General features: G+C 72.0%; 9 protein-coding genes and 1 pseudogene. 5 read left to right on the top strand and 5 right to left on the bottom strand.

Features of this window, described 5'->3' with window-relative positions; all coding sequences use genetic code 11:
• Positions 1-8 precede the first annotated feature (8 nt).
• Positions 9-245, top strand: a pseudogene (locus G3I65_RS57710) (aldolase/citrate lyase family protein); the annotation flags it as partial.
• 245 nt (positions 246-490) lie between these two features.
• On the opposite strand, the gene G3I65_RS33500 reads toward G3I65_RS57710, so the two are convergent.
• Together G3I65_RS33500 and G3I65_RS33495 are read right to left on the bottom strand one after the other, a co-directional pair.
• Entirely contained in the window at positions 491-1666 is a 1176-nt protein-coding gene (locus tag G3I65_RS33500; protein WP_160699651.1) for a CaiB/BaiF CoA-transferase family protein, read from the bottom strand.
• A gap of 21 nt (positions 1667-1687) precedes the next feature.
• Positions 1688-2668: a glycoside hydrolase family 32 protein gene (locus tag G3I65_RS33495; protein WP_160699650.1), complete on the bottom strand. Its 981-nt coding sequence runs from the start codon at positions 2666-2668 to the stop codon at positions 1688-1690.
• 147 nt (positions 2669-2815) lie between these two features.
• Here G3I65_RS33495 and G3I65_RS33490 point away from each other — a divergent pair, with 147 nt between their 5' ends.
• From G3I65_RS33490 to G3I65_RS33475, 4 genes are read left to right on the top strand one after another with little or no spacing between them, the layout of a single operon-like run.
• On the top strand, positions 2816-4138 hold the full coding sequence (locus G3I65_RS33490) for a M20/M25/M40 family metallo-hydrolase (protein ID WP_160699649.1): 1323 nt from the start codon (positions 2816-2818) through the stop codon (positions 4136-4138).
• Positions 4138-5031, top strand: a complete 894-nt coding sequence (locus G3I65_RS33485; protein ID WP_160699648.1) for an alpha/beta fold hydrolase — start codon at positions 4138-4140, stop codon at positions 5029-5031. Before G3I65_RS33490 ends, G3I65_RS33485 begins: the two co-directional genes overlap by 1 nt.
• 31 nt (positions 5032-5062) lie before the next feature.
• The gene (locus tag G3I65_RS33480) at positions 5063-5662 is read left to right on the top strand and encodes a helix-turn-helix domain-containing protein (RefSeq protein ID WP_166640904.1); all 600 of its coding nucleotides are present in this window, start codon (positions 5063-5065) and stop codon (positions 5660-5662) included.
• Positions 5652-6374 carry an SRPBCC domain-containing protein gene (locus G3I65_RS33475; RefSeq protein WP_160699647.1) on the top strand — a complete coding sequence of 241 codons (723 nt, stop codon included), beginning with the start codon at positions 5652-5654 and terminating at the stop codon, positions 6372-6374. Before G3I65_RS33480 ends, G3I65_RS33475 begins: the two co-directional genes overlap by 11 nt.
• Before the next feature lie 301 nt (positions 6375-6675).
• Here G3I65_RS33475 and G3I65_RS33470 read toward each other — a convergent pair whose 3' ends face one another.
• The 3 genes from G3I65_RS33470 to G3I65_RS33460 form a co-directional block, all read right to left on the bottom strand.
• Positions 6676-6900: a DUF5703 family protein gene (locus G3I65_RS33470; protein ID WP_086863416.1), complete on the bottom strand. Its 225-nt coding sequence runs from the start codon at positions 6898-6900 to the stop codon at positions 6676-6678.
• On the bottom strand, positions 6897-7910 hold the full coding sequence (locus G3I65_RS33465) for a YncE family protein (RefSeq protein WP_160699646.1): 1014 nt from the start codon (positions 7908-7910) through the stop codon (positions 6897-6899). Before G3I65_RS33465 ends, G3I65_RS33470 begins: the two co-directional genes overlap by 4 nt.
• Positions 7911-8001: 91 nt before the next feature.
• The coding region (locus G3I65_RS33460) for an aldo/keto reductase (RefSeq protein ID WP_160699645.1) at positions 8002-8212 on the bottom strand (211 nt) is incomplete at its 5' end.

Below are 8212 nucleotides of genomic sequence, written 5' to 3'. Positions count from 1 at the left end.
GCGAGGTGATGGCCCTCGTCGAAACCGCACGGGGTGTCGAGCGCGCCGGTGAGCTGGCGGCCGTGCCGTCGGTGTCGCGGCTGGCGTTCGGCAGCGTCGACCTCGCGGCGGAACTGGGTGTCGACCCCGACGACCGGGAGCCGTTCGCCTACGCGCGTTCGCGGCTGGTGATCGCGTCCGCGGCGGCCGGACTGGCGCCGCCGGTGGACGGCGTGACGACGGACCTGCGCGACGACGACCGGCTGGCCGCTGACGTCGGGTACGCGCGCCGGATGGGCTTCGGCGGCAAGCTGTGCGTCCACCCGCGGCAAGCTGTGCGTCCACCCGCGGCAGGTCGCGCCGGTCCGGGCGGGTTTCGAGCCCACCGAAGCCGAGCGCGAGTGGGCTCGCCGGGTCGTCACGGCGGGGGCTTCGGTGTCCACTGTGGACGGGAAGATGGTGGACCGGCCGGTGCTGGCGCGGGCCCGCCGGATCCTGGGGGAGTAGGCCGCTACACGGCTCCCCGGCGCCGCAACGCTTCCGCGTCGAAGCCGAACTCGGCCAGCACGGCGTCGGTGTGCTCGCCCACGTCCGGCACGGGGTCCATCCGGGGTGCCCGGCCGGCGACGGTGATCGGCGGCAGCGTGGCCCGGATCGGCCCGGCCGGCGTGCCCACCTCCGCGAACCGGTCGCGGGCCGTCAGCTGCGGGTGCGCCAGGACGTCGGGCAGCTCACGGCGGCGGGCATGCGCGATCCGGCCCGCCGCCAGCCGCCGCTCCAGCTCGGTTCCGGTCAGTCCGGCGAAGATCGCGTCGATCTCCCGCTCCAGCGCGGGCCGGTTCGCGACGCGGGCGCTGCCGGTCGCGAACCGATCGTCGGTCACCCACTCCGGGCGCTCGACGGCGTGCTCGCAGAACGCCGCCCACTCGCGGTCGTTCTGCACGGCCAGCACCAGCTCTGTCCCGTCTCCCGCGGCGAAGGTGCCGTAGGGCGCGATCGCCGGGTGGCTGGTGCCGGTCCGCGGCGGTGGCGTCCCGCCGTATCCCGCGTAGTAGAGCGGAAATCCCATCCACTCGACCAGCGAGTCGAACAGGCTGACCTCCAGCGCGGTGCCCTGCCCGGTGCGCTCCCGGTCGTAGAGCGCGGACAGGATGCCGGAGAAGGCGTACATCCCGGCGCCGATGTCCGCGGCCGGGATGCCGCTCTTGGCGGGCTCCGCGGCCGAGCCGGTCACCGAAACCAGCCCGGCTTCGGACTGGATCAGCAGGTCGTACGCCTTCGCGTCGCGGTAGGGCCCGCTGGAGCCGTACCCCGACACCGAGCACGTGATCAGCCGCGGCCGGGACGCTCGGATGTCCGCCGCGCCGAGGCCGAGGCGCTCGGCGACGCCGGGGGCGAAGTTCTGCACGAAGACGTCGGCCCGGTCCAGCAGGGCCGCCATGACCTCGCCCGCGACCTCGCTCTTGAGGTCGAGCGTGATGCTCTCCTTCGACCGGTTCAGCCAGACGAAGTGGCTGGACAGGCCGTGCACGGTTTCGTCGTAGGCGCGGGCGAAGTCGCCGCTGCCCGGCCGCTCGACCTTGAGCACCCGGGCCCCGAGATCGGCCAGGTGCCGGGTGGCCAGCGGCGCGGCGACCGCTTGTTCGCAGGACACGACGGTGACGCCGTCGAGGGGCAACGAGGGCATGGCCGCATCCTGCCACCGGCCTCAGACCGCGCGGGCGATGGCGATGTTCCCGGCGAGCCGCGCGCCCGCCTCGTAGATCATGTACTCGCGGCCCTGGTAGGTGCCGAAGCTCGGCGCCGCGCAGCGCCCGTTGTCCGGCGCGCCGGCGAGGGGAGCGTGGAACACCCCGAGGTGGTTGCGCTTCGAGAAGTCGGCGCCGACCTCGGTGATCATCAGCTTCCCGCCGTGCGCGATGTCGGTGTTGTACACGACGTACGTGCTGCTGTTCCGCTCCAGCAGGTGCGGGCCGCCGATGTCCGACGCGCCGACGTCGGTGTGCCGCACCAGAGGCGTCTGGGAGAACGTCCAGTTCAGCGCGTCCGGCGACCAGCCCCAGCCGATGTCGCGGTGGTTGGTGGTGTTGTTGAGCATGAAGACCATGACGTACCGGGCGCCCTTCGCCGGCAGGTCGTGGCGGAACACCCGGGCGTACGACGTCTCGGTGGTGCCCGCGGGCTGCAGCCGCGTCGAGAGGACTTCCTTCTCGTAGGTGAAGTGGATGCCGTCGGCCGAGCTGGCCAGCCGCGTCACGGTGTTCTCGCCGTGGAAGTACAGGTAGAGCCGCTGGACGTCGTCGTTCCACAGGGCGTGCGGGGAGGAGACGTGGCTAACGGAGTACTCGCCCGGCCACGAGTTCTTGATGATCGGGTTGCCCGGGTACTCGGTGAACTCCTCGTCGAGGGAATTCGCGTACGCCAGGCAGATCCCGCCGGGCGCGTCGTGCGGGGCGTAGTACAGGTAGTACGCGCCGAGCGCGCCCGGGATGCGGCCCTTGGTGCCGCGGACGCACGGGAAGATCAGCTCGCCGGTGGGGTTGTAGCGCAGCTTGCTCTTCACGAGCGCGAGGCGCTGGTACCGGTAGTCCGGGAACCCGGTGGGCGCCGCGGTGGCGGTCGCGGGCAGGAACGCGGTCGCGCCGAGCGCGGCGGTGCCGGCCAGCAGGCCGCGGCGGGTGAGGGTCATGGCCGCTCCTTCGTCGTCGAAGTGTGCCGCGACGGTGGCACGCGATTCGGACGAAGACAAGAGAGTAATACGTATTACTGTTTCGAGGGCAGGATCCCGGGAGTTTCGGGCAAGGCAGCGGTGCGAGGCGAATGATAGGAATGGCCGGTGACCGAACCGAACACCATCGAAGCCGCCGCGGCCGAAGCCGTCACGCTGACCAGCGAGCTCATCCGCATCGACACCACCAACACCGGGGACCCCGACACGCTGGTGGGGGAGCGGACGGCGGCCGAGTACGTCGCGGAGAAGCTGACCGACGCCGGCTACGAGATCACCTACGTGGAGTCGGGCGGGAAGAACCGGCACAACGTCTTCGTCCGGCTGGCGGGCGCCGACCCGAGCCGGGGCGCGCTGCTGATCCACGGGCACCTCGACGCCGTCCCCGCGGACCCGTCGGAGTGGTCGGTCCACCCGTTCTCCGGCGCGATCCAGGACGACTACGTCTGGGGCCGCGGCGCGGTCGACATGAAGGACATGTGCGGGATGGCGCTCGCGCTGGCCCGGCACTACAAGCTGAACGGCATCGTGCCCCCGCGCGACCTCGTCTTCGCCTTCCTCGCCGACGAAGAGGCCGGCGGCAAGTACGGCGCCCAGTGGCTGGTCGAGAACCGGCCCGAGCTGTTCGAGGGCGTCACCGAGGCGATCAGCGAGGTCGGCGGCTTCTCGGTCACGCTCAAGGACGACGTCCGCGCGTACCTGATCGAGACGGCCGAAAAGGGCATCCGCTGGATGAAGCTGCGCGTGCGGGGCACCGCGGGCCACGGCTCGATGATCCACCGCGACAACGCCGTCACCAAGCTCGCCGAGGCCGTCGCCAAGCTCGGCAACCACCGCTTCCCGCTGGTGCTCACCGATTCGGTGAAGGAGTTCCTCGCCGGCGTCACGGAGATCACCGGCTGGGACTTCCCGGAGGACGACCTCGAAGGCTCGGTCGCCAAGCTGGGCAACATCTCCCGGATGATCGGCGCGACCCTGCGCGACACCGCCAACCCGACGATGCTGACCGCGGGGTACAAGTCGAACGTCATCCCGTCGGTCGCCGAAGCCGCGGTCGACTGCCGGATCCTGCCCGGCCGCCTCGAGGCGTTCGACCGCGAGCTCGACGAGCTGCTCGGCCCGGACATCGAGAAGGAGTGGATGGAGCTCCCGCCGGTCGAGACGACGTTCGACGGCGCGCTCGTCGACGCGATGACCGCCGCGGTGCTGGCCGAGGACCCGGGCGCGAAGACGCTGCCGTACATGCTCTCCGGCGGCACCGACGCCAAGTCGTTCCAGCAGCTCGGCATCCGCAACTTCGGCTTCGCGCCGCTGAAGCTGCCCGCGGACCTCGACTTCTCGGCGCTCTTCCACGGCGTCGACGAGCGGGTCCCGGTCGAGGCCCTGAAGTTCGGCACCCGCGTGCTGGACCGGTTCCTGCGCACGTCCTGATGACCGGCTTCGCGCTCGCCGACGGTACGTCCCTGCAGGTCATCCGCAGGGGCGACCCGGCGGCGCCGGTGACCGTGGTGTTCGTCCACGGCTACGCGCTGGACCAGCGCAGCTGGGGCCGGATCGCGCCGCTGGTCCCGGACGCGGCCGAGGGGCCGGTGGCCGTGCTGACCTACGACCAGCGCGGCCACGGCGGTTCGGGCCGGGCGCGGCGCGGGACGGCGACCATGGCGCAGCTCGGCGACGACCTCGCCGAGCTGCTGTCCGGTGAGGTGCCCGAAGGCCGGGTGGTGCTGGTCGGCCACGACATGGGCGGCCTGGCGATCATGTCGCTGTCGCAGCGGCACCCGGAGCTGTTCGCCGCGCGGGTGTCCGGCCTGGTGCTGCTGGCGACGTCGTCGGGGACCCTTGCCACCGAGGTGTCGGCGGCCTGGCCCAACGCGCTGGGGAAGCTGGCGCGCGACCTCGAAGCGGTGCTCGGCTCGAAGCTGTTCGGCGTCGTGCGCGAGCACACCAGCCGGGCGGTCAGCGCGGGCCTGCGCTGGTGGCTCTTCGGCGACGACCCGGACCCGGAGCTGGTCGAGCTGACCGTGAAGATGATCCGCGGCAACTGGCCGCACACCGTCTCGCTGTTCCGCCCGGCACTGGACGCCTACGCGCGCGACGCGGCGCTGACCCAGGTGAGCGGCGTGCCGGTGACGGCGATCGTGGGGGAGCGGGACCGGATCGTGCGGGCCTCCGACGTCGAGCAGTGGGCCGGCGGGCTCGACGACGGGACGGCCGTGGTGCTGCCGGGCGTCGGGCACGTCGTCCCCCTGGAAGCCGCGGCGCAGGTGCTGCCCCGGGTGGTCGCCCTCGTCAACGCCAGCCACCGACAAGACGAGAGTTCTTGACAACTTCTCTGTTCGGCGCAAAGCTGGGTACATGTTTTCCGTGGCGGTGATCGAAGACCCGGCCGCGGCCGAGGTGTCGCTGGACCCGATCCGCGCGCGCCTGCTGGCCGAGCTGGCCGAACCCGCGTCCGCGACGATGCTCGCGGCCCGGGTGGACCTGCCGCGCCAGAAGGTCAACTACCACCTGCGGGCGCTGGAGGCACACGGCCTGGTGGAGCTGGTCGAGGAGCGGCGCAAGGGCAACGTCACCGAGCGGATGATGCGGGCGACGGCGTCGTCGTACGTCATCTCGCCGGCCGCGCTCGCCGCGGTCCAGCCCGACCCCGCGCAGTCGCCGGACCGGCTCTCAGCCCGCTGGCTGCTCGCCGTGGCCGGCCGGCTGGTCCGCGATGTCGGCCTGCTCATCACCGGCGCGGCCAAGGCGAAGCAGCGGGTCGCGACCTTCGCGCTCGACGGCGAGGTGCGGTTCGCCTCGCCCGCCGACCGGGCCGCGTTCGCCGAGGAGCTGACCACGGCGATCACCACCCTGGTGGGCAAGTACCACGACGAAGCGGCCGAGAAGGGCCGCGGCTACCGGGTGGTCGTCGCCGTCCACCCGAGCATCCCGGAGGAGACCGCCAGTGGGGCATGAGTTCGAGGCGACCGACGTCGCCGAAGTCGACGCGACGCCGGAGCAGGTGTGGGACGCCATCGCGACCGGGCCGGGCATCGACTCGTGGTTCATGGGCCGCAACGAGGTCGAGGGCGGCACCGGCGGCGTGGTCCGCGGCGCGTTCGGCGCGTACCAGCCGGAGTACCGGATCCACGAGTGGGACCCGCTGGAGAAGCTCGTCTACGGCAACGAGCCGGGGCCGGACGGGCGCCGGATCGCCTACGAGTTCCTGATCGAGGGCCGCGACGGCGGCAGCTCGGCCATCCGCTGCGTCACCAGCGGCTTCCTCCCCGGCGACGACTGGGAGGACGAGTTCGAGGCGATGACCGCGGGCGGCGCGCTGTTCTTCCGCACGCTGGTCGAGTACGTCACGCACTTCGCCGGCCGCACGGCGGTCCCGGTGACGGTGTTCGGCCCGCCGGTAGGGGACTGGGACGAGGCGTGGGCGCGGCTCGGGACGGCGCTGGGGCTGCCGTCACGGCCTGCCCTGGGCGACCGCGTCTCCCTCGGCGGCGTCGTCTACGCGGTCAACGACCAGACGGTCGGGATCCGGACGGCGGACGCGATGCTCCGGTTCATGAAGGGCTTCCACGGCCCGATGGTCGTGGCCCACCACATCTTCACCCCGGGCGCGGACGCGGCGACCGAGGAGAAGACCTGGAGCGAGTGGCTGAACCGCGTGCTCGGCTGACAGCCGGGTGACCCGTGCCCGGCGGCGGCTTCGCGGCGACTGTGCCGGAACCCTGACCCGAGATGTAGTGAATGACTCATTCATGTCGTCGGACGACATGAATGAGTCATTCACTACATCGCAGCCCGCCACGACGCCGCCGATGTGGGTGACCGGTCACGAGGCAATCCGCGCTCCTGACCGAACCTCAACGCGGCAACCAGCGCGGCTACTGAGAAAACCTCAACGTGGCGTTGGTTGCGTCCAACGCACCGAACGCCACATTGGGGCGCTCGGCCCGGCTGTGAAACGACGCGCGACGCTACGTCGGGAGGGCGCCGGGCAGGCTCTGCGCCGTCTTCTTGCGGCGCAGCCACACCCGGCGCGTGCCGTCGGCGTAGAGCCGCACGGTGCGCAGTTCCCAGCCCGCGAACTCCGCGTGGATGGAGAGCTGGATCGCCGCCGCACGCCGGGACACGCCCGGGGGGAGGTGCAGGCGGCGATACTCCCAATCCCCTTCGACCACCGCCTCGCTGACCGTCGTCATGGCTGGATCACCTGGGTCCCTTCTCCGGCGGCCGAACCGACGAGCACGCGGCCGCTGCTCTCGTCCACCCCGACCGAGTCCGGCTGGCGCACGGTGGGGAACCGGTACTTCTCCACGGGTTCGCCGCCGCGGACGTCGAACCCGACCACTTCGTTGCGTTCGGTCAGCGTCACCCAGGCCAGGCTCCGCTTCGCGTCGTAGGCGATCCCGTACGGCGCGCCGGGCACCGGGTAGCGCTGCCGCATGATCAGCGGCGAGGCCGAGAATGCGATCAGCGCACCCGCGCGCGCGTCGGTCACCAGCACGCGGCCGTAGGAGTCCGCCACCGCGTTCGCGGCGCCGTCGCCCGCGCGCAGGCCCTCGTTGACCTTCCCGGCCGCGACGTCGAGCGAGAACACCGCCGTCCGCAGCCGGTCCAGCACCACCACGCCGGTCCCGGTGTCCACGACGTCGTCGGCGCTGTAGAGCTGCCCGCCGATCGTCCGCGCCGGACCCGCCGCCGGCAGCACCTGGATGTCCTTCGCCGGCCCCATCGCGACCAGCCGGTCGGCGCCGTAGGCGATGCTCGACGCGGGCTGCCCGCCGGTCTTCGTCTCCGTGAGCTTCCGGTCCGGCAGCGACAGCTGCTGCACCACACCCTGCGCCGGCTCCGCGATCTCGACCCGGCCGGGCGTCACGGTCAGCTTCTCCGCCTTGCCGTATAACGGCATATTCACCGGGGCGGACGCGAGCGCGTTCAGATCGTAGAGCCGCAACGACGGCGGCTCGGAAAGCGCCACGACGAGGGTCGAGGTCTTCGCGTCGACGGCGAGGGCGGAAACCGCGCCGCCGGGCAGGACCTGCCCGGCCGGGTTCACGCTCACCGCGGGGGAGACCGCCGGGCGCGCCGCCTGCGGGTTCGCCACGATCTGCAGCTCGTCGCTGTTGTCCTTCGCCGACGAGCAGCCCGAGAGCACCAGGGCACCGGCGAGCGGCAGCGCGATCCACGACACGGCGGTGAGCCGACGCACGCTGTGGCCTCCGGATGTCCCTCGGTGGTTGGTCTTCACCAGCATGCTCCTCGATCCCCTTGCCGTCACGTCCGTGTCACCCAACAGACACCTACCGCGGCCAGCGCTCGGGGTAGCCGACCTCGATCGCGCTGACGTCGTCGAGCGCGGACCGGATGGCGGGCGGCAGGGTGATGGCTTCGGCGGTCAGCGAGCCGGTGAGCTGCCCGGTGTCGCGCGCGCCGACGACCGGGGCGACGACGCCCGGCCGGTCGCGGACCCAGGCCAGCGCGACGGCCAGCGGCGAGGTGCCCAGCCCGTCG

The organism is Amycolatopsis sp. SID8362 (genome assembly GCF_010550475.1).
Taxonomy (GTDB): Bacteria; Actinomycetota; Actinomycetes; order Mycobacteriales; family Pseudonocardiaceae; genus Amycolatopsis; species Amycolatopsis eburnea.
Note: the sequence above shows the minus strand (reverse complement) of the source record. Positions and strands in the feature narration are given on the sequence as shown.